Consider the following 19,142-nt stretch of genomic DNA (forward strand, 5'->3'; position numbering starts at 1 on the left):
CTTCGCCGTGGTGGCCGACGAAGTGCGCAGCCTGGCAGGGCGCACCAGCGCCTCGACCCAGGAAATCGCCAGCATGGTCGGGCGTATCCAGCAGAACACCCGTGAAGCGGTGACCAGCATGGAGGAGGGCGTTGCTCAAGTCGACAAGGGCATGGCCGTCACGGCCGACGTGGAACGCGCGATTCGCGAGATCCTCGAGGCCACGCTCAATACCACGGAGCTGGTGAATGATATTTCCCGCACCATCAGTGAACAGAGTTTGGCCAGTAACGAGATCGCCCATCAGGTGGAGATGATTGCCGGCATGTCGCAAAGCAATAGTCGCGTTATTGGCGATACCGCCTCGACCACCGATGAGTTGGCTGGCTTGGCCAGCAAACTGTCGCAGTCCGTGGATCGGTTCAGACTGTAACGCGGGCGTCTTCGTGGCCGGCTCCTGGTGGGCCGGTTTTTTTTGCGTGAAATTATCATTCAGCAACGGCTCAACGTCGCGCCCCGGCGCTTGATGCCCGACCCTTGTCAGCGCCTGTTCGTACGATGACTTGAATCGTTCGCGCAAAAAAAGATTGAATATTCACACCTTATGTTATTTAAATAACAAAACAAGAGCGGCATGGCCTGCCTGGTCCAGCCGTAACAAGGTGGAATAGCAATGAGCAAGATCGCAGTCATCGGCAGCAACATGGTGGATTTGATTACCTATATCGACCGCATGCCGGTTCAGGGCGAAACCCTTGAAGCGCCTGGCTTTGCCATGGGTTGCGGCGGCAAAGGGGCCAACCAGGCGGTGGCTGCCGCCAAGCTTGGGGCTGATGTCCTGATGCTGAGCAAGGTCGGCGACGATATGTTTGCCGACAACACAGTGGCCAACTTCCAGCGCTTTGGTATCGACACCCGTTATGTGCAGCGCGTGCCTGGCGTTTCCAGCGGCGTCGCACCGATTTTTGTTCGGGCCGACTCTCACAACAGCATTTTGATCGTCAAGGGAGCCAATGCGCATTTGCTGCCGGCGGACATCGAGGCGGCTGCCGCCGACCTTCGCGAATGCACGCTGATCGTGCTGCAGCTGGAGATCAATCTTGACACGGTCTACCACGCCATCGAATTCGCTCACCGGCACGGTATCGCGGTGCTCCTCAACCCTGCACCGGCCCTGGCCGGTTTGAGTCGTGAGCACCTGGCGCACCTTGACTTCCTGATCCCCAACGAATCGGAGCTGGCGTTGATCAGCGGCCACGTTGTGGACTCGCCGCAATCGGCCCAGACCGCCGCCCGTAGCCTGGTGACCAGCGGCATCCGCCACGTGATCGTGACACTCGGCGAGCACGGTGCGCTGTACGTGGGGGAGGAGGGCGAGTTCCAGGTGCCGGGGGTACGGGTTGAAGCCCGCGACACCACCGGTGCCGGAGATGCCTTTATCGGTTGTTTCATTCACCACTGGAACCGCGACCGCCATATTCGCCAGGCCATGGAGCGGGCGGTGGCGTATTCCGCCTGCTCGGTCATGGGGCTGGGTACGCAGAGTTCCTATCCCGACAGTGAAACGTTCAATCGCTTTGAGCAACAACAGCGCTGACACCCTCAGCCCAGCCCAGCCCGGAGAACAATAATGAACACACCTGCGCTGCAACAGACACCCGACGGTTTCTACCTGAACCGCACGCCCTGGTTCGCTTTTATCCTGCTGTGCAGCATCTTTGCCCTATGGGCTGCGGCCGCGAGCATGAACGACGTGCTGATCGCCCACTTCAAGAAAGCATTTTTGCTGAGTGATTTCCAGACGGCCTTTGTGCAGTCGGCGTTTTACCTGGGCTACTTTTTTGTGGCTATTCCGGCCGCGATGGTGGTGCGTCGTTTCAGCTACAAGAGCACGATTCTGATCGGGCTGCTGCTATACATGTTGGGTTGCCTGTTGTTTTTCCCGGCCGCCTCCACGGCCAAGTACGGCATGTTCCTCCTGGCGCTGTTTGTGATCGCCGCCGGCCTGTCGTTCCTTGAAACCGCCTGCAATACCTACTCGACACTGATGGGGCCCCGAGAAACCGGGACCCGGCGCTTGAATATTTCGCAGACCTTTCACCCCTTCGGTGCCATGGCCGGGGTGTATGTGGGCAGTTTCGTGATGTTCAAGGACACCGACGCCACCACTGAACAGCTGGCTCGGATGAGCGCCTCCGAGGCAGCGGTGCAGCAGTTGCAAATGATCCAGTCCACGCTGTTGCCCTACAAATGGATGATTGCGGTGCTGGTGCTGATCTTTATCCTGATCGCCATTACGCGGTTCCCTGCGTGCAAGGGCAACAAGCCCGCCGGCAGCAAGCCCGGCAGCCTGGGTCAAAGCCTGGGGCGGCTGTGGCGTAACCCGCGCTTTACCTTTGGCGTATTGGCGCAGTTTCTTTATGTGGGCGCACAGGTCGGCGTATGGAGCTTCACCATTCGCCTGGCCATGCAAATGGGCGGTATGAATGAACGCAGCGCATCATGGTTTCTGCTGACTACGTTTGCCGCCTATTTTGTCGGAAAGTTGATTGCCAACCTGTTGATGCGTCGCCTGCATCCCGCCAAGGTACTCGCGATCTACGGGGTGCTGTGCATCGTGCTGCTGGCCTACACCATTCTGGTGCCGAACATTTCGGCGGTGTATGCAGCGGTTGGCGTGAGTATCTTCCTCGGCCCTTGCTGGCCGACCATCTACGGTCTGACCATCGATGGCCTGGGTGAAGACACCGGCGTCGGCGGTTCATTGCTGGTGATGAGCATCGTCGGCGGCGGGGTGATCCCGATCTTCCAGGGCCTGTTGTCCGACGCCAGCGGCGGCAACATGCAACTGGCTTACAGCGTGCCGTTGCTGTGTTTCATTGTGATCGTGATGTATGCGCTCAAGTGCATGCGCCAATCCGGCACCTTACCGGTGGGCGCGACCAGGGCGGTAGCCTCATGAATACACATATCGCGCTGTACCCTGCGGTGTTTGCCGAGCAGGAGAAAATCCTCCTGCAATCGTCGGCCTTCAAGGTCAGTGCCTGGGTCTACCCGTCCGGCGTGCTGGCGGTGAGCCTGGAGAATAGCCGTGGGCGACTGGTGATACTGCCTTTTCAAGGGCAGATGATCTGGTCAGCCGTGTTCGACGGTTGCGACTTGACCATGAGCAACCTGTTCGAGCAACCTCGGCCCAGTCCGACGATAATCGATACTTACGGCTGCTTCATGTTTCACAGTGGGCTGCTGCGCAACGGCTGCCCCGCGCCGGATGACACGCATGCCTTGCACGGCGAAATGCCCTGCGCGCCCATGGATACGGCCTGGCTGGAGGTGGACGAGGGCGTTGTACGCCTGGGCGGCTCGTATGAATATGCCAAGGGATTCGGCGATCGCTACCGAGCGAGTCCCAGCGTGACGCTGCGCGCCGATTCGGCCGTGTTCGATATCGACATGCAGGTGACGAACCTGGCCGGCAAGCCCATGGACCTGATGTACATGGCCCACATGAACTACGCGTACGTGGACGGCGCCCGCTTTGTCGAGCCATTGGGCATACAGCGCCAGCGTCTGCGCACCAGCGTGCCGGACCATGTCAAGCCGACGCCGGCATGGAGTGCCTATATGGCGCGGCTGGCCGAGCAGCCTGCGCAATTGGCCCGCCTGGAGCAACCGGCATTGTACGACCCCGAGATCGTATTTTTCTTCGACGGGGTCGGCACAGACGCCAGGGGCCAGGCGCATTTTCTGCTGGATCATCCCAGCGGTGCGGCGTTCTACACCCGCTACCGTCCCGAGCAATTTGCGCACGCCGCACGCTGGATCCTGTACACGCCAGATCAACAAGTGGCGGCGTTCGTGTTGCCGTCTACCTGCGAACCCGAGGGCTATAAAGCCGAGAAGGCGAAAGGCCATGTGCGTTCGCTGGCGGCCGGAGCCAGCGCTTCATTCAGTGTCAGTACCGGGTATTTGAATGCGCAGGAACGGCAACGGTTGCTGGATTAAACCAGCAATTGCGCGCCATTGGCCTGAATGACGTCCTTGTAGCTGCGGGGGATTTTCTTGTCGCTGACCACGTATTGAAAATCCTCAAGAGCGGCGAAGTGCGCAGTGCGCACTGTGTCGAACTTACTGAAATCGGCGAGCAATACGCGTTGCTGAGCCTGGCGCATGACCTTTTGCTTGACCTCGACTTCATTGAAGTTGAAGCACGTTACGCCAAACGCCTGGCTGACGCCGGCCGCGGTCACAAAGGCCCACGTCAGGCGCACGCTATCGAGGATGCTGCTTTCGGCGCTGCTTTCAAAGACCTGGTTCTTGCGGTGAAAGGTGCCGCCGCACAACACGATGTTGCAATTGGGTTTGTTCTGCAGTTTGAGCAGCACGTTCAATGAGCTGCACACCGCCGTGAACTCCAGCGCATCGGGGATGAAATCAACGACAAAAGGCGAGGTGGTACCACAGTCGAAAAATACCGTATCGCCGGCCTGAACCAAAGAAGCGGCGAGTTTGCCGATGCGGCGCTTTTCCTCGACGTGACGCGTGTCCTGCTCGGCTACTCGGTAATCGCCACTCTCATTGCCGACCCGGGTGATATAGCCACCCAGCAGCCGCAGGTGATCGCTGAAATGGTTGAGATCGCGGCGCAAGGTCATCTCGGAAACGTCCAACAGTGCGGCCATTTCCTTCAGGTGAATGGCGTTCTGGTCCTGCAGGGCTTGTTGGATAAGCTTCAATCGCTCGGCTTTTCTACTGTCCACGAGTCTTCCAGGGCTTGATTGTTGGTGTTAAATAAGTAACATTAATTGTTAGTATTGTAACGAAATTATGTAGGCGCTGGGACAAGCGCCTCACAATCATTGGCAACATACAGGCAAGGGCCCATTAAATGAACAGTCTCCCACCCGCCGCATTGGCCAAGTACATCGATCACACGTTACTGGCGCCCGACGCCTCCCAGGCACAGATCCGCACCTTGTGCGAGGAAGCCCGCGAGCATGGCTTTTATTCGGTGTGCCTCAACTCTGCGCAGGTGCCTTACGCCGCTTCGTGCCTGACCGACGACAGGGTGGTGATTTGCGCCGTGGTCGGCTTTCCACTGGGCGCCGGATTGAGCGATACCAAGGCTTTCGAAGCCCAACGGGCGATTGCCGCCGGGGCAGGGGAGATCGACATGGTGCTCAATATCGGCTGGTTGAAGGACGGGCTGCTGGACGCCGTGCGCGAAGACATCGCGCTGGTCCAACAGGCTTGCCGCGCCGTGCCGTTGAAGGTCATCCTGGAAACCTGCTTGCTGGATGACAAACAGAAGGTTCAAGCCTGCGAGATCTGCCGTGACCTGGGTGTAGCCTTCGTCAAGACGTCCACCGGGTTCAGTCGAAGCGGAGCTACGGTCGAAGACGTGGCACTGATGCGTAGAACTGTGGGTGCCGGGGTTGGGGTGAAGGCTTCTGGTGGCGTGCGCGATTATCCGACTGCGTTGAAGATGATTGAGGCCGGGGCCACACGCTTGGGCAGCAGTTCAGGGATTGCGATTGTCGGTGGGGCGATGACGGCGGCGAGTGGTTATTGAAGCGTTTTTTCGCGGGGTAAGAATAGTTGCCATATGATAACTCAACTAAATAGTCATTTAGTTGAGTTATGCCCAAACCTTGGGATGTGAGAGGCCGTAGTGAGCGTGGAAGCGATAGTTACAAGCATCAAGGATAAGTGGGTCTATTTTACGGGGGGCAATGCTGAGCTCAATGCTTTTTGGCTGAAGTATCTGGCCGCGTTCGTAGTTTGGGCGATCGTGACAGGGCTTATTTATTGGGGAATCAACTCGGAGAAAAAATTCGGGGCCCTTAATATCGCGCGCAAGCATGTGCTTTGCGGTGTGTTTATGGTGGTTTTTTCTGTGGCACCAGGTACGTACGTCTGGTACGCGTTTATCGATTTCAAGCACAACCAACAGCTTAAAGCCGCGAATACGCTTGCTGAGTCACTGAAAAGTTGGTCGAGTGCCTGTGAAAAGGCCAAACAGACCAATGCATGCCCAGAGCCTCCCGACATCCCAAAAATGCTTGAGCCAGTCTTCGACACGATGACGCAATCAATGAGTTTTCTTGCAGGCTTGATGGGACTCTTGGGCGGCGCGCTGGGCGTCAATCTCATTACCGACGGATTACTGCGACGTGAAAAGCCGGTGCCGCGCTCAGGCCAATTCAGTGGAACGCGCATCCGCAAAACGATAACGCTGGAAGTGAACGGGAAAGTGCTGCAGCACGAAACCATCGTGGATTATCCGGACAAGCGTTAATCACGAGCAGTTGCGTGCACGACGGCGAATTTCTCGACTCAGAGAAATTCGGCCTGGTGAAAAGCAGCTGTGGAGATACCCGTGGGCGGTATATGCGGGTACGCATAATGTATATTATGTTAAATTACGTGTCAGGGTGGAACTTTCTATACTTGTGCTTGAGGTCACGCGCCACCACGTTCCGATTTTTGCAGACGTTCATGCTCTTATCGTTGGACGTCCTTCCTGAATTCGGTCCCTGATGTATGCATGAAAGTTTTGCCCCGTCTGTACAAGAACTCCAGCCAGATAACAGATATCGCTTTTGAGGCGTTCAAGCACGCCTCATCGATACAGCCGAGCGGTTAACTGATGTCATTCGTTTGCGGCGGTAACAACCAATGTCGTTCGGTGGTCCATCCGAGAAAAACCTGAGCCCCCTCACTTTTCCGGCGGTTCAGGGTCAACGGGAGCCCGGAAGCTGCCACACGCAACCCCATAATTGCCGGTAGAAATCTCTCTCGGAATGCAATGGGTTGAGCCGCGAAATGAGCTTCGATGCTATCGATTGCGCAACGCCTCTCGGCGTCATCCTGCATGGATAAATAAAACACCATCTGGCGCCAGGCATAAGCGGTATTTTTGAGCATCACCAGGCTAGAGTGATAGAACTTGATTTTCATCTGCTGCCGCATGCATATCCATTGAAAGCACTCCTGAGCAAGTGAGCCCAAGCGATGATGTAGCAGCGCTTTCAAACCGAGATCACCAAATAGAAGCGAAAGGTTTTGCGTCGTCAAAATCTGTTGTTGCTCGATGATCCTGCCGTTGGTTGCTGAATGCCATCCACCCAAGGGTGCATTAGCCCGCTGTGCGCACAGGTTCGCCAATGCATCACTGGTATCCAAGTCACGCTGGAAATAGTTTCTGCTCTTTGATTTCGGCTTATCGGGAAGGATCGCCAGTTGGTTCGTGTCGATGTCGTAATAATGGGCGTAAAGGGTGCCATCTATCAATGAGGCCGCTCGCCTGGCTGCTTCCACGAATTTATTCGAAAAGGTTCCCATGAAAATGTCCGCCGCGACCTCCTCCACAAAAGGAAGATCCAGCTTCGCCGTGACAGCAAGCGAACCAAACTCCTGAAGTAGCTTGTTCGGAAGGATTGCCTGAGGGAAAGCAGCGAGGGTTGTTGCCGAGGATTCGATCAAGGCTTGTCTGGCTCCCTCAACGGCGACAGTGTGTGCCTCTCGTTCACCTTCAACGGCCGCCACCCAAGGCAACTCACTGATTTTGACTTGGCTCTGTAGGTTGAGCAGCAGCAATGAACGGCGTCGCCGAAAAGCACGATACGTTGCGATAGACAACGTGCGCAGTGTCGTATCGCGAACCAGCACTGCAGATTTCGGCCGTCATCGCTGGCAGTACTCGCGCCACGGTATCCCCAGATGTGATCAATCCCTTGTCAATCAACTGACTGATGGTTCCCTTTCGACAGCGCTCGAGGCGTCGGCGAACTGCTGGTGGAATGGCGACACCGGTTTTCAGCGAATATGCCTTCGCCTCCTCATTGGTAATCGGTTCCAACAGGGACGAAAAATCAGAGATGCCTTCCGAGTTCGTATAGCTGGTCAGACGCTCAGAAACCGCCTTGGCGATCAGATGATGCTCGGGCGCGGCCACCTGATGGCGTTGCATGGCTCGGCTCTGTAGATGATCTTCGGATTCAGGATGACCATGTTTGCACACGAAATCATTGACGATCCGCCGAATACGTCCGACTTGACGCCCTGTCAACGAGATTGGGTCACGGGAGCAGAGCCTTAGCAACGCGTACAACTCCCCTACCCGGCCCCTGAAAGGTTCAACGTTGAGGATGTCATTGCTACCGGTGGCATCGAACTGACTACTTAGCGCATTCGCCTGCTCAAGCCAGCCTTCAGGATATTGCCGGCAAGGCCAATCATCCTGGTACGTTAAGAGGAAGAGCGAGATAGCTGCATCGTAGAAAGGCAACCGAGTCACGACCACATGTTTTTGCACCGCCAGACGCTGCTGCGCAGGGAGTTTTGAAAGCAGCTTTTTGATATCGCCGACATCGAAGATCTGCACTTCCACCGCCGCGAGCGGTAGCCCGTCAGAAGCCATTGGAAAGAAACGCAGTTGCTCAAAAAAAGGTGCGATCGACTCAATCAGTCTGCGTGCTTCCTCCGTGCGCTGCTGTCCCAACAGCCAGGCCACGTACAGTAGCGCTGCCTCTTCTGGTACATCGATCCGATAGTCGCTGTTCACCAGTTGCTTTTGCAGTGCTTCGATCCCCTCATCCGTAAGGTGCCAGGTGTTGAGATCAAGTCGTTCAAAACCAGGGCGGATGCCTGGGATTGAGGCGGCCAGCCGCCGTTCGTACTCGGTCAGTGCACCACTGGCCAGATACCGTCCAGTGGCAAAACCACCCGTGACTACCTCCAGTGTGACCCATTCAGGCACATCCACGAGTGGTATACGCGAGCCATACAGCGCGGTGCCCTGCACCATGTGTTCGACCACCTGCTGCCAGCGCTCAATCCGTTCACGCGCTTTCACAGTGTCTAGACCCGATGCGGTCAATGCTCGAGATAACTGAAAGACCGCATAACCGGCGTTTATGCCGGCCATTGCATCCGATTCCCTATCGTGCCTGGACATATGTCCTTCTGACCCTGCGATGTAGTGGGTCCGGGGGCTGGATTCGAACCAGCGCCCACCCGGTTAAGAGCCGAGTGTTCTACCGCTGAACTACCCCGGAACAGAGCGCACATTGTCTACTCGCAACGAACGAATGTGTAGACTGAAAAACGTTGCCGCTCATGACGCATACAGAGATTACTCCCGTTCGAAAATATTGGTGTAACTTCCCCCCCCCCCCGCTGCAATGCCAGAGGCAACTGGATGTGTTTGCACCGCTGCGGTCTGAACAGTCGGTCATGAACAAGTTTTGGAGAGCAGATGGTCAGTACGGCGCCAAGGTCATCAAGAATCGCCAGCGCGGACAGAAAAATTTTCAACGAAATGTGCACACGTTTACCGAGCAGCGACAGTACGCCCAAGGCAAACGCGATATCGGTCGCTGCAGGAATAGCCCACCCTTGGCGAAAAGTGCACGGTCGTCAGCCGCGAAATGGCTGAGCGTCGTCCTGATGGTGATGCCAGGCTGGTTCATGTGGCTGGCAATTTTTTCTTATCAGCTAACACGTAGCAGGAAGTCTAAAGCCGTAGTTGAATATGCAGATCAATTCGGCTGAGTTTCTCCAAAAAGCCTCTGCGCCAAGCCTGGTCAGCATCCGCTGACCAGGCAATGCAACTAAAGTCTGCTTGCGCCCCCGTTGCGATCTATCGGTCGATAGACTGACCGACACACCGTAATCCCGAACAGTCAGGTACTCACCTGCCCTACCGCGCTCAATCCTCGAGCGCACGAACGCGCTGCATGCGCTTCTGCTCTACCGGTGCAGCGGCCACCTGCAGCTCAAAGTCGAAATCAATCCGCGCAAAGCGCCCTTGCACGCCCAACTCCCGCGCCAGTTGCTGATCGTCGCTGAAGCGGATTTCGGCGATCAGTTCATCGCGTGTGGCATACGCAAAATCGTCGTGCAAGTACGGGTCATCCGACAGGTTGATCTGTGTGGTCAGGTGCCGGTAACCCGGTGCCGAAATAAAGAAATGGATATGCGCCGGCCGCTGCCCGTGGCGCCCGAGTTGATCAAGCAACTGTTGGGTCGGCCCGGTCGGCGGGCAGCCATAACCCGACGGCACGATGCTGCGGAAACGATAGTTGCCCTGGGCATCGGTTTCGATGCGTCGACGCAGGTTGAACTCCGATTGCGTCGGGTCAAACCACGAATACGTGCCGCCGGTATTAGCTTGCCACACATCGACAATCGCGCCGGCTAGTGGATTGCCGTCGGTATCGCGCACCTGACCACGCATGAACAGCGGCGCGGCGGCATCGGTCCCATCATCCAGCCGCGCTTCGTACTTGGACAACGGCGCACCGGCCACGTAAAGCGGGCCTTCGATGGTACGCGGGGTGCCACCGGTCTTGCCGGCCTCGACATCGGCGGCGTCCATCAACATGTCCAGGTAATGCTCCAGCCCCAGCCCCGCGACGAGCAGCCCGGCTTCCTGGTTCTTGCCCAGTTCGTTGAGGTAGTTGACCGCCTTCCAGAATTCTTCGGGGGTCACCTCCAGGTCTTCGATGATGTTCACGGTGTCGCGCAGAATTCGGTACACCAACGCTTTGGTGCGCGGGTTGCCGCCATCGTTAAGGTTGCCGCTGGCCTCTTCAAGAAACTGTTGAGCGTGGTCGGTCTGTGACAGTCGGGTGGACATAGTGCATTCCTCATCTTGTAATTATTGGGTGAATGACAGGCTTAGCGGTCATCTTCATGGATCGACGAAGGGTGCCGGCACAAGGCGTTCACTTCGATGGCCATATAAGGGAAGAGCGGCAGTTGCATCAGCAGGTCGTGAAGGTCTTGCACGCTGTCGACATCAAACACGCTGTAGTTGGCGTAATGTCCGGCGATACGCCACAGGTGGCGCCATTTTCCTTCCTGTTGCAGACGCTGCGCCAGGGCCTTCTCATCGACCTTGAGGCTGGCCGCGCGCTCGGGGTTCATGTCCAGGGGCAGGTTCACGGTCATTTTCACATGGAACAACATGGCAGGTGCCTCTCAGTGTTTGTCACGACGAAAGAACGCCAGGCGCTCCTCATCGATGGCCAGGCCCAGGCCCGGTGCGGTGGAGACATGCAGGTGGAAATCACGGTACACCAGCGGCTCCGTGAGGATGTCCTCGGTCAGTAGCAGTGGGCCGAACAGTTCGGTGTCCCACGCCAGTTTGTTCAGCGTGAGGAATGCATGCGCCGACGCCAGGGTGCCGATACCGCCCTCGAGCATGGTGCCGCCGTACAGGCCGATGCCCGCCGCCTCGGCGATTGCCGCCGTGCGCAACACCGCGCGGGGGCCGCCGTTCTTGGCGATCTTGAGGGCGAACACCGACGCCGCGCCTTCGCGGGCCAGGTTGAAGGCGTCCTCCACAGATTCGATGGATTCATCCGCCATGATCGGTGCCGGGCTCGACAGGTTGAGCCGCGCCATACCACCGCGGTTATTGCGGGTAATCGGTTGCTCGATCAGGTCGATACCGTTGTCGCCAAGCACCTTGCACGCGCGCAATGCCACCGCCTCGTCCCACGCCTGGTTAACGTCCACGCGCACACTGGCGCGGTCGCCCAGGGCCTTTTTGATTGCGATCACGTGGGCCAGGTCGTGGTCGACCTCACCGGCGCCGATCTTCAATTTGAAGATGCGGTGGCGGCGCAGGTCGAGCATTTTCTCGGCCTCGGCAATGTCCTTTTCGGTGTCGCCGCTGGCCAGGGTCCAGGCCACCGGCAACGCATCGCGCACGCGGCCGCCGAGCAGTTCGCTGACCGGCAGGTTCAAGCGTTTGCCCAGCGCATCGAGCAAGGCGCTTTCGACGCCGGACTTGGCAAAGGTGTTGCCCCGAATACTGCGCTCCAGGCGCAACATGGCCGCATTGATATTGCTGGCGTCCTGGCCGATCAGCAGCGGCGCAAAATGGCGATCGATGTTGACCTTGATGCTGTCGGGGCTTTCATTGCCGTAGCTCAGGCCGCCAATGGTGGTGGATTCGCCGATGCCCTCGATGCCGTCGGCGCAGCGCACGCGGATGATCACCAAGATCTGGTTCTGCATCGTGTGCATCGCCAGCTTGTGCGGGCGAATGGTGGGCAGGTCGACGATGATGGTCTCGATCGACTCTATGGCGCAAATGGGCATGGCGATACCTGTTGAGTTCTTTTTAGATTTGATCCGATTCTGTTCCCTATTCTTCAGGGCATCCAATATAGAATGAGTCTCGAACAATACCCTTAGGGTATGGAGGGAGTGATCATGGAACTACGTCACCTGCGTTATTTCCAAGCGCTGGGGGCAACCCTTAACTTCACCCGCGCCGCCGAACGCCTGCACATCGCCCAACCGCCCTTGAGCCGGCAGATCCAGCAACTGGAGGATGAGCTGGGGGTTGTTCTGCTCGAACGCGGCCGGCCGCTGCGGCTGACCGAGGCCGGACGGTTTTTTTATGAGCATGCCAATGTGCTGCTGGAACAGCTGAACACGGTGTGCGCCAACACGCGGCGCATCGGCCAGGGAGAGAAGACTTGGCTGGGCATCGGCTTTGCGCCGTCGACCCTGTATGGCGTGTTGCCGGAACTGATTCGCATGCTGCGCACCCACGAGGCGCTGGAGCTGGAATTGGGGCTGTCGGAGATGACCACCTTACAACAGGTCGAAGCGCTCAAGGCCGGGCGGATCGATGTGGGTTTCGGGCGAATCCGCATCGACGACTCGGCCATCGTCCAGCGCGTACTGGTGGAAGATCGACTAGTCGCCGTATTGCCCGCCCGCCACCCGTTGCTGGCCGCACCAGCCACCCTCGCCCAGTTGGCCGCAGAGCCTTTTGTGCTGTACCCCGGCAATCCGCGTCCCAGTTATGCAGACCATGTGATCGCGCTGTTCGACGCCCATGGCCTGAGCCTCAAGGTGGCGCAATGGACCAACGAATTGCAGACCGCCATCGGCCTGGTCGGCGCGGGCATGGGTGTGACGTTGGTACCGGCTTCGGTGCAGGTGCTGCACCGCGCGGACATCGGCTACACGCCTGTTGTGGAAACCACTGCGACCTCGCCGATCATTCTGAGCCGGCGGATGAATGACCAGTCGCCGGGGCTTACACATTGCCTGCAGTTGGTGGAAGAATTGATCTGAGTTCCTCCGGCCGGGTTTGTCTGAACCCGGCTACCGTTCGCTCTCCAGCGAACGTGGCATTCAGCAAGCCTTGGAGGCTTCACCCAGGCGGTGATAGGCGCGGTTGAAATATACCAGGCCCTCGTCCGCACCGCTCTGGCGAATGGTCTGCACCTCGCAGTAGAAAATACTGTGGGAACCCACTTCGTGGACCTGCGCGATCCGGCAGTCGAAGTTCACCAGCGCTTCGAGCATCACCGGCGCGCCGCTTTCCAGGGTGGTCCACCCCGTCACAGCAAAGCGCTCATCCATGCTCAGCGTGCGGTCGGCGAAAGCACCGGACAGGTGCTGATGATCGCCGCATAGGGTGTTAACACACACCACGCCATTGCGCTTGAAATGCTCGTTGGAATGAGAGGAACGGTTCATGCACACCAACAGCGTGGGCGGTGAGTCGGTCACGCTGCAGACCGCCGACGCTGTAAAGCCGAACCGTCCTGCGGCGCCATCGGTGGTGATGACCGACACGGCACCGCCCAGCATGGCCATTGCATTGCGAAAGCTGCCTACATCTATCATGGTCGTTCCCCTTAGATATCCAGCACGAGTTTTTTGGATTTGGCTCGTGAACAGCACACTAGAATTTGGTCATTGCCGGCCTTTTCATCGTCCGTGAGGTACACGTCGCGATGGTCCGGCTCTCCTTCGAGCACGTCGCACAGGCAGGTCCCGCACACCCCCTGCTCGCAGGAAATCTCGATCTTGACGCCCACCTGCGCCAGCGCGGCGAGAATGCTCTGCCCTTCGGCCACCTGCACGGTCTTGCCGCTGCGTGCGGCCACCACTTCAAAACTGCCACCCGAGTTGTCCACTTCCACCTGGAAATATTCCTTGTGGATGTGCGACTCGCTGTAGCCCTGCTTGCGCGCGCCCTGGATCACCCAGTCCATGAACCCTGCGGGGCCGCAGGTATACATGTGCACGCCGGCCTCGCCCTTGCCCAGCACCTTGGCCAGATAGAGCTTCTGCTCGGGCCCTTCGTCATCGAAGTGGGTGAACACCTGCGCGGCAAACGGTGCGCTGGCCAGTTCCGCGAGGAACGCACTGCGCTTACGCTCACGCCCGCAGTAGTGCAGTTCGAAAGTTTGGCCGGCCGCGTGCAACGCATAGGCCATGGCAATGATCGGCGTGACACCGATACCGCCACCCAACAGCACTGAACGCCGCGCATCGGCCGCCAGCGCAAACAGGTTGCGCGGCAGGCTTATCTGCACCTCGTGACCTTCGAGCAGGATGTCATGCACCCCGACCGAACCACCGCGCGAGGCCGGATCCCTGAGCACACCCAGGCGATACAGGCTCGGGTCGGCAGGGTTGCTGCACAACGAGTACTGGCGCACCAGCCCCGGCCCGATATGGATATCGACGTGCGCACCGGCATCGAACATCGGCAGCGGCGCGCCGTCACGGCGGGTCAGGTCCAGGACGACAACACCGTCCCCTTGCAGCTCGCGCTTGCGCACGACTACGTCCAACAGTTCTTCAGTCATGGCCATTATTCCATGGAGTTCGCAAAGGCCGCCGTAGCGGCCGGTATCAGTCAGCGCATGAACAGGCCGCCATTCACATCCCAAGTGGCTCCGGTAGCGAAATACGCCTCGGGGCGTGCCAACTGCACAATCAAGTCACCGAGAAAATCCGCATCGCCCAGGCGCTGCACCGGAATATTGGCCATCAGGCCCGGCAAGCGTTCGGCCGGAATCGCCGCGCGCACCGCCGCCGATTCGATAGGGCCTGGGGCAATCGCGTTGACCGTCACCCCGCGCGCGGCAAATTCCTTGGCGAAGATCTTGGTCAGCGTCACGATGCCGCCCTTGCTCGCGGCATAATGCGCGCCGGTCGCGGTGCCGCCGTTTTGCCCGGCCAGGGAGGCCATGTTGATGATGCGTCCATAGCCGGTTTCGGCCATGTGCGCGCCCAGCACCTGGCAGCCAAGGAACACACTGCGCAGGTTCAGGCCGACCACGGCGTCGAATTCCTCGGGGCTGATCTGCATCAGCGGCGTGGTCTTAGTGACGGCCGCGTTATTGACCACCACGTGCAGCGCGCCGAAACGCGCCAGCACCTGCTCCAGGCCCGCTTCGAAATCGGCCTTGCTGCCGGCGTCCAGTTGCAGCGCAAGCGTGTGCTCGCCGGCGGGATCCAACTGTTTGGCGCAGGCTTGCGCGGCGTCAAGGTTGAGGTCGGTAATGACCACCGAGTACCCGGCCCGCAGCAGGCTCGCGCAGAAATGCTGCCCCAGGCCCTGACCCGCGCCCGTCACCAATGCGATCTGGCTCATTTCGGCGCTCCTTAAAGGATGTAGCCGATACCGGCAAGGGCATCGTCACTGTTGATCAGGCTGACCACTTTGCGCTGGATCTTGAAACCACCCTCGCTGCGGATCAGTTGGTAGGTGAGGTCGGCGCTGTAGAACTTCAGGCTTTCCTTGCGGAACTCACGGATGTTCTGCGCGCAGCGCACCGTCACCTGCACGCCGTCATCGGCCAACACCCGAAACCGCGACTGCATGCGCACCGTGCGCGGTTGCGGGCTGGTGGAAATCGATTCGCCGCCGGTCAGGCGTTGCACCCGCAGCTCACGCATATGATGGTCGTCGTAGGCGTAGTTGAGGGTGTTCTCGAAGTCGGTTTCCAGAGGATCGATGGGTATGATGTAGGTGCCCTTCTCGGTCCACATCTTCAACCAGCCGTCGTATTCCCCGTGGTCCAGCATGTCGCCTTCCTGCCAGATGAAAGCGGTCACTTCGTGCAGTAATTGCAGGTTCATAAGGTTCTCCACGGGTCAGGCCGACATCATCTTTTTCCACTGCTGATAGGCCGCGCGCATGCCGGTTTCGGCACTCACATCGGATACCAGCCCGTCTGCACTGGCCTGCTCGCCGGGCAAGCCGCGGTTGAGCATGATCCACAGGCGTTCACCGGCGCTGGCGCCCTTCTGGACCCGTTCCCAGGCCTCGGAATCGTCCGGGGTGCCGAAGCCCATCGGGCCCTGGAAGTGCTCATGCAGACGCAGGCGATAACGGTTGGCCACGGCCGGGCCGCCGTCCATGGTGATCACCGAGTGGTGGATTTCGGTCTCGGTCACCGAGATCGGTTGCAGCACCCGGAAGAACGCCATCGAGCAAGCGACATTGGGGAACAGGTTGAGGTTGAAGCCGGTGCCGCCGACCGCACGCACGATCCGGCGCACCTGTTGCTCTTCGATACCTCCGTCACGCAGCTCGGCCGCGAGGCCTTCGAAGCGCTCGGGGATCGGTTTGTCCAGGTCGGCTTCGAGGTCGATCAGGTCGGGAATCATCACCATCACGCTGTGGCCGTTGCCCAGGTCCTCGACGTAGCCGGGGCCCTTGACGAAGTCGAACAGCTCAAGGGTCTGTTCATCCACCGACGACAGAAAGCTCTTGTGCACCAGCGGAAAATGGTAGGCGTCCGTGGTGTTTTCCAGCTGGATCTTCCAGTTGCCGGGGAAACGGAAACGGTGCTCGCCCGGAACCTTGATGCCATAGCCGGCGCCCTGTTTCATGAACAGGTCCATCCATTTCTTCGCCGCGCCGAGGTAATCCTCCAGTGGCTCGATGTCGTCCTTGAAGGTGGCGAAGATCATGCCGGCATAGCTTTCGGTGCGCAGGCTGACCAGCGGCAGCTCGGCCTTGTCGATGCAGTCGCCATAGCTTTCCGGATGTGGAATGCCGCGCAGCGAGCCATCGAGTGCGTAGCCCCAGCCGTGGTACGGGCAGACGAAGCTGTTGGTCTTGCCTTTCTTGTGTTCGCACACGGTGGCGCCACGGTGGCGACAGCGATTGAGCAGCACGTGCACGTCTTTCTTGCGGTCACGCACCACAATCACCGGCTGCTTGCCGATATAGGTGGTCTTGTAGCTGCCGTTTTCGGGTATCTCGCTTGCGTGGGCGACCCAGATCCAGGTGCTGTAGAAAATTTTCTCCAGCTCGGCGTCGAACAGCTGCGCGTCGGTATACATCGAGGTGTGGACGCGGTCAGCCTGAACCAGGTCGGCGGGGTCGACGTCAAGGTTTATGGCGGGAATCAGTTTGCTCATGGGAGTGTCCTCGTCCGTATCAAGTGCGCTGAATGATCAGCTCGCGCCCAACCCGGGCTTCGACCTTGGTGTAGCGCCACAGCTTGTACGGGCCATCTCCCACAGGTGTCGTGCGAAACAGGTTGCAGGCGGCATGCACGGTCTCGATGTCCGGCACGTCGGCCAGCAGATAGGTAGTCCACGGGAAGCCATCCGAAGGCCCGACCATGCTCTGGTCGTCATCCATGTTGCCCAGCACCTTGACGCCGGCGAGGTCGTGAATGCCGTTCCACATTGCACTGAACGCTGCCCACACCTGCAATTGCTCGTCGCGCGCGGCATCGAAAAAATTCTGGTTGATGCCCATGCAGAACAGCACGCGCAAGGTCTTTTTATCGCTCATTTTATTTCCTCGACGGTTAGAGGTAGCCAGGCAAAGGCTGTTTGCCGAAGAACATGGCTCCGGCGTTTTGATAGGTGATGTCGCCCATGAAGGCGTGCTGGGTCACCACTTGGGCGTCGTTGACGCAGCGGGCCAGCGGGCTGTCGTTGTACACGCCGCTCATGCCCGAGAGCATTTGCGCGGTACGCGCCACATCGGCGGCGACGCGGGTGGCATGGGTCGACGACAGCCGCAGCAGGTTAGTCGCGGTCACGGTTACCGCGTCGCCGGCCAGGACGTAGTCCCAGGCGCGGTCGATGGATTCGTAGAAAAACGCCCGTGCGGCACGCAACTCGGCTTCGGCACGGGCAATGTCGACCTGGGCCAGGGGCCGATCGGCAATCGCCGGGGCGCCAGTGACCGAGACACGCCCACTGGCCATGTCGGCCAGGGCATCGAGTGCCGCACGGGCAACGCCCAAGCTGACCACCGAGAGCACCTGGGTGGCGAATGACAGCGATGGGTAGCGGAAGAACGGCTCGTCCAGATTCGGCAAGCCGCCACGCACGAACGTCCACTCTTCGCAGACCCGCACATGTTCGGCGACCAGGTCATGGCTACCGGTACCGAGCAGGCCGACGGTGTCCCAGGTTTCGTCGATGCGGATCGCGCTGCGCGGCATTACCGCAATGCGTGGCAGGCCGAAAGTGTCGCCGTTTTTCGGGGCGATGCCGACGCCGACAATGTCGGAGCCCAGGGAGCCGCTGGAATATTTCCAACGACCATTGACCACAAAACCGCCTTCGACCACTTCCGCCGGTTGCGGCGGGAAGATGCCACCGGCGAACACCACGTCCGGACCGTTGGCATACACCTTGGCGATGCTCTCCAGCGGCAGCGCCGCGAGGTACACCGGGCTCATGCCGAAGCTGGCAACCCAACCGGCGGAACCATCGGCCTGGGCAATACGCTCGATCACCTGGCAGAACTCGGCCGGCGAACACTCCAGGCCACCAAAGCGCTTGGGCACCAGTGCCCGGTAAACGCCGTGCTGCTTGAAGGCCTCGATCACGTCCTGGGAAATGTGGCGCTGGCAGTCGAACTCGCCGGCTCGGGCACGTTCACGCACATCGACCAGCAAGGCTTCGAAGGCGGGGCCACTGGCAAGCGAGCTCACCGTATCAACCGCTGGTTTTTTAAGCGAATGCATAGATTGACTCCGTTTTCAGGAACGGTATTGGGCTGGGCGGGAATTCAGCGTCGAGCGGGGACGCGGGGCGTAACGAGGGCGATGGATCGGCATAGTGGTTACCTTTGTTTTTGTGGGTGCCGTTGGGGTGAATTTGAGCTTGGTTACGTGAATTGTCAATTGATTTATCACGCTTAAAAACAATACTAATCACGTAATATTTTGCGTAAATATTGGATGAAATAAGTATTACTCATTGTTTTAAATGGGATTATCGTTAATAAATTAAAAATTTATTTTTAAAAAATATAAAAATTTAGGAGCGAGCTTGCCCGCTAAAAACCTCAACGATGACGTGTACCACCTGGATAAACGCGGTGTCTGAGAGTTCTCCGCTAGCAAGCTCGCTCC

At 58.7% G+C, this 19,142-nt stretch carries 20 protein-coding genes, 1 tRNA gene and 1 pseudogene; 7 read left to right on the forward strand and 15 right to left on the reverse strand.

What is annotated here, in order from left to right:
* The 4 genes from BFP96_RS01835 to BFP96_RS01850 all read left to right on the forward strand — a co-directional run.
* A partial coding sequence (locus BFP96_RS01835) for a methyl-accepting chemotaxis protein (protein ID WP_256548728.1) occupies positions 1 to 412 on the forward strand: 412 nt, incomplete at its 5' end.
* A gap of 240 nt (positions 413 to 652) precedes the next feature.
* Complete coding sequence (gene rbsK / locus BFP96_RS01840; RefSeq protein WP_065892744.1) at positions 653 to 1,576, forward strand: ribokinase; 924 nt, start codon at positions 653 to 655, stop codon at positions 1,574 to 1,576.
* Between the two features lie 33 nt (positions 1,577 to 1,609).
* On the forward strand, positions 1,610 to 2,941 hold the full coding sequence (gene fucP, locus BFP96_RS01845; RefSeq protein ID WP_065884316.1) for an L-fucose:H+ symporter permease: 1,332 nt from the start codon (positions 1,610 to 1,612) through the stop codon (positions 2,939 to 2,941).
* Positions 2,938 to 3,984 (forward strand): aldose 1-epimerase family protein, encoded by a 1,047-nt coding sequence (locus BFP96_RS01850; protein ID WP_065935472.1) that lies wholly within the window; start codon positions 2,938 to 2,940, stop codon positions 3,982 to 3,984. The genes fucP and BFP96_RS01850 overlap by 4 nt, the downstream gene beginning before the upstream one ends.
* Here BFP96_RS01850 and deoR read toward each other — a convergent pair.
* Entirely contained in the window at positions 3,981 to 4,739 is a 759-nt protein-coding gene (deoR, locus tag BFP96_RS01855; RefSeq protein ID WP_065935473.1) for a DNA-binding transcriptional repressor DeoR, read from the reverse strand. The genes BFP96_RS01850 and deoR overlap by 4 nt on opposite strands.
* Positions 4,740 to 4,867: 128 nt before the next feature.
* Between deoR and deoC the strand changes: the two genes are divergently transcribed.
* Together deoC and BFP96_RS01865 are read left to right on the forward strand one after the other, a co-directional pair.
* Positions 4,868 to 5,551 carry a deoxyribose-phosphate aldolase gene (gene deoC, locus BFP96_RS01860; RefSeq protein ID WP_065935474.1) on the forward strand — a complete coding sequence of 228 codons (684 nt, stop codon included), beginning with the start codon at positions 4,868 to 4,870 and terminating at the stop codon, positions 5,549 to 5,551.
* 99 nt (positions 5,552 to 5,650) lie between these two features.
* A complete protein-coding gene (locus tag BFP96_RS01865) occupies positions 5,651 to 6,277 on the forward strand; it encodes a hypothetical protein (protein WP_065892740.1) in 627 nt (208 codons plus the stop codon).
* Between the two features lie 344 nt (positions 6,278 to 6,621).
* Here BFP96_RS01865 and BFP96_RS01870 read toward each other — a convergent pair whose 3' ends face one another.
* The 7 genes and pseudogenes from BFP96_RS01870 to BFP96_RS01900 form a co-directional block, all read right to left on the reverse strand.
* Positions 6,622 to 7,578, reverse strand: coding sequence for a hypothetical protein (locus BFP96_RS01870; RefSeq protein ID WP_139113313.1), 957 nt, complete (start codon positions 7,576 to 7,578; stop codon positions 6,622 to 6,624).
* Positions 7,538 to 8,908: a hypothetical protein gene (locus BFP96_RS01875; protein WP_065935476.1), complete on the reverse strand. Its 1,371-nt coding sequence runs from the start codon at positions 8,906 to 8,908 to the stop codon at positions 7,538 to 7,540. Before BFP96_RS01875 ends, BFP96_RS01870 begins: the two co-directional genes overlap by 41 nt.
* 55 nt (positions 8,909 to 8,963) lie before the next feature.
* Positions 8,964 to 9,038, reverse strand: a tRNA-Lys gene (locus BFP96_RS01880).
* Positions 9,039 to 9,237: 199 nt separating this feature from the next.
* A pseudogene (locus BFP96_RS28670) lies at positions 9,238 to 9,378 on the reverse strand (Na+/H+ antiporter NhaA); the annotation flags it as partial.
* A 313-nt stretch (positions 9,379 to 9,691) separates the two neighbouring features.
* A complete protein-coding gene (catA, locus tag BFP96_RS01890; RefSeq protein ID WP_015372100.1) occupies positions 9,692 to 10,621 on the reverse strand; it encodes a catechol 1,2-dioxygenase in 930 nt (309 codons plus the stop codon).
* Positions 10,622 to 10,662: 41 nt separating this feature from the next.
* The gene (gene catC / locus BFP96_RS01895) at positions 10,663 to 10,953 is read right to left on the reverse strand and encodes a muconolactone Delta-isomerase (RefSeq protein ID WP_015372101.1); all 291 of its coding nucleotides are present in this window, start codon (positions 10,951 to 10,953) and stop codon (positions 10,663 to 10,665) included.
* Positions 10,954 to 10,965: 12 nt separating this feature from the next.
* Complete coding sequence (locus BFP96_RS01900; protein WP_015372102.1) at positions 10,966 to 12,093, reverse strand: muconate cycloisomerase family protein; 1,128 nt, start codon at positions 12,091 to 12,093, stop codon at positions 10,966 to 10,968.
* A 114-nt stretch (positions 12,094 to 12,207) separates the two neighbouring features.
* Between BFP96_RS01900 and BFP96_RS01905 the strand changes: the two genes are divergently transcribed.
* Positions 12,208 to 13,083 (forward strand): LysR family transcriptional regulator, encoded by an 876-nt coding sequence (locus BFP96_RS01905; RefSeq protein WP_015372103.1) that lies wholly within the window; start codon positions 12,208 to 12,210, stop codon positions 13,081 to 13,083.
* Between the two features lie 60 nt (positions 13,084 to 13,143).
* On the opposite strand, the gene BFP96_RS01910 is transcribed toward BFP96_RS01905, so the two are convergent.
* The 7 genes from BFP96_RS01910 to iacA are packed head-to-tail and all read right to left on the reverse strand — an operon-like array spanning position 13,144 to position 18,752.
* On the reverse strand, positions 13,144 to 13,641 hold the full coding sequence (locus BFP96_RS01910; protein WP_003232688.1) for a flavin reductase: 498 nt from the start codon (positions 13,639 to 13,641) through the stop codon (positions 13,144 to 13,146).
* Positions 13,642 to 13,652: 11 nt separating this feature from the next.
* Positions 13,653 to 14,612, reverse strand: coding sequence for a PDR/VanB family oxidoreductase (locus BFP96_RS01915; RefSeq protein WP_015372104.1), 960 nt, complete (start codon positions 14,610 to 14,612; stop codon positions 13,653 to 13,655).
* A gap of 50 nt (positions 14,613 to 14,662) precedes the next feature.
* Positions 14,663 to 15,403, reverse strand: a complete 741-nt coding sequence (locus BFP96_RS01920; RefSeq protein ID WP_015372105.1) for an SDR family NAD(P)-dependent oxidoreductase — start codon at positions 15,401 to 15,403, stop codon at positions 14,663 to 14,665.
* An 11-nt stretch (positions 15,404 to 15,414) separates the two neighbouring features.
* Positions 15,415 to 15,891 (reverse strand): aromatic-ring-hydroxylating dioxygenase subunit beta, encoded by a 477-nt coding sequence (locus tag BFP96_RS01925; protein WP_015372106.1) that lies wholly within the window; start codon positions 15,889 to 15,891, stop codon positions 15,415 to 15,417.
* A gap of 15 nt (positions 15,892 to 15,906) precedes the next feature.
* Positions 15,907 to 17,181, reverse strand: a complete 1,275-nt coding sequence (locus BFP96_RS01930; protein WP_065935478.1) for an aromatic ring-hydroxylating oxygenase subunit alpha — start codon at positions 17,179 to 17,181, stop codon at positions 15,907 to 15,909.
* A 19-nt stretch (positions 17,182 to 17,200) separates the two neighbouring features.
* On the reverse strand, positions 17,201 to 17,563 hold the full coding sequence (locus BFP96_RS01935; protein ID WP_003232696.1) for a hypothetical protein: 363 nt from the start codon (positions 17,561 to 17,563) through the stop codon (positions 17,201 to 17,203).
* Positions 17,564 to 17,579: 16 nt separating this feature from the next.
* Positions 17,580 to 18,752 carry an indole-3-acetate monooxygenase gene (gene iacA / locus BFP96_RS01940; RefSeq protein ID WP_065935479.1) on the reverse strand — a complete coding sequence of 391 codons (1,173 nt, stop codon included), beginning with the start codon at positions 18,750 to 18,752 and terminating at the stop codon, positions 17,580 to 17,582.
* Positions 18,753 to 19,142 lie beyond the last annotated feature (390 nt).

The sequence above is a fragment of the Pseudomonas sp. 34 E 7 genome (genome assembly GCF_900005715.1).
In the GTDB taxonomy this organism is placed as follows: Bacteria; Pseudomonadota; Gammaproteobacteria; order Pseudomonadales; family Pseudomonadaceae; genus Aquipseudomonas; species Aquipseudomonas orientalis_A.

Bases quoted from the DNA above. Each gene is read 5' to 3' on its own strand.
- BFP96_RS01910 (WP_003232688.1), bottom strand. From the start codon at position 13,641: ATGATAGATGTAGGCAGCTTTCGCAATGCAATGGCCATGCTGGGCGGT.
- BFP96_RS01850 (WP_065935472.1), top strand. From the start codon at position 2,938: ATGAATACACATATCGCGCTGTACCCTGCGGTGTTTGCCGAGCAGGAG.
- BFP96_RS01920 (WP_015372105.1), bottom strand. From the start codon at position 15,403: ATGAGCCAGATCGCATTGGTGACGGGCGCGGGTCAGGGCCTGGGGCAG.
- BFP96_RS01875 (WP_065935476.1), bottom strand. From the start codon at position 8,908: ATGGCCGGCATAAACGCCGGTTATGCGGTCTTTCAGTTATCTCGAGCA.
- BFP96_RS01900 (WP_015372102.1), bottom strand. From the start codon at position 12,093: ATGCCCATTTGCGCCATAGAGTCGATCGAGACCATCATCGTCGACCTG.
- rbsK (WP_065892744.1), top strand. From the start codon at position 653: ATGAGCAAGATCGCAGTCATCGGCAGCAACATGGTGGATTTGATTACC.
- BFP96_RS01935 (WP_003232696.1), bottom strand. From the start codon at position 17,563: ATGAGCGATAAAAAGACCTTGCGCGTGCTGTTCTGCATGGGCATCAAC.
- catA (WP_015372100.1), bottom strand. From the start codon at position 10,621: ATGTCCACCCGACTGTCACAGACCGACCACGCTCAACAGTTTCTTGAA.
- BFP96_RS01930 (WP_065935478.1), bottom strand. From the start codon at position 17,181: ATGAGCAAACTGATTCCCGCCATAAACCTTGACGTCGACCCCGCCGAC.
- catC (WP_015372101.1), bottom strand. From the start codon at position 10,953: ATGTTGTTCCATGTGAAAATGACCGTGAACCTGCCCCTGGACATGAAC.
- iacA (WP_065935479.1), bottom strand. From the start codon at position 18,752: ATGCATTCGCTTAAAAAACCAGCGGTTGATACGGTGAGCTCGCTTGCC.
- BFP96_RS01915 (WP_015372104.1), bottom strand. From the start codon at position 14,612: ATGACTGAAGAACTGTTGGACGTAGTCGTGCGCAAGCGCGAGCTGCAA.
- BFP96_RS01925 (WP_015372106.1), bottom strand. From the start codon at position 15,891: ATGAACCTGCAATTACTGCACGAAGTGACCGCTTTCATCTGGCAGGAA.
- deoC (WP_065935474.1), top strand. From the start codon at position 4,868: ATGAACAGTCTCCCACCCGCCGCATTGGCCAAGTACATCGATCACACG.
- fucP (WP_065884316.1), top strand. From the start codon at position 1,610: ATGAACACACCTGCGCTGCAACAGACACCCGACGGTTTCTACCTGAAC.
- BFP96_RS01905 (WP_015372103.1), top strand. From the start codon at position 12,208: ATGGAACTACGTCACCTGCGTTATTTCCAAGCGCTGGGGGCAACCCTT.